Consider the following 361-nt stretch of genomic DNA (forward strand, 5'->3'; position numbering starts at 1 on the left):
GGCGCCGCGCACCGGCAAGGGAGTGAAGGAGTGGGGCATTCATTACACCGTCACCAAGGCGACCGAACTCGGACGCGCGGTGATGGAGGCCCGTGCGCGCCATGACGATCCCGTTCAGGCGGTTCTCGACCACGAAGGCGGCAAGCAGCTGTTCCGCGGTAAGGTGGTGGATGTGGCCCGCGAGACCACGGGTGGTTTCCTGCGCGGCAGCACGACCATTGAAGGCATCGATGCCGACCGTGGCTCGCGCATGGAGCTCGCATTCCAGAATGAGTGGGCCGTTGCCTTCCGCGATGGCCAGCCAGTCGCCATGACGCCGGACCTGCTTTGCCTTCTCGATACGATTTCCGGCGGCGCCATC

At 65.4% G+C, this 361-nt stretch carries 1 pseudogene; it reads left to right on the forward strand.

Going from position 1 to position 361, the window contains the following annotated elements:
* A pseudogene (locus EN857_RS33600) lies at nt 1-361 on the forward strand (DUF917 family protein); the annotation flags it as partial.

This window comes from Mesorhizobium sp. M4B.F.Ca.ET.214.01.1.1 (assembly GCF_004791545.1).
GTDB lineage: Bacteria > Pseudomonadota > Alphaproteobacteria > Rhizobiales > Rhizobiaceae > Mesorhizobium > Mesorhizobium abyssinicae.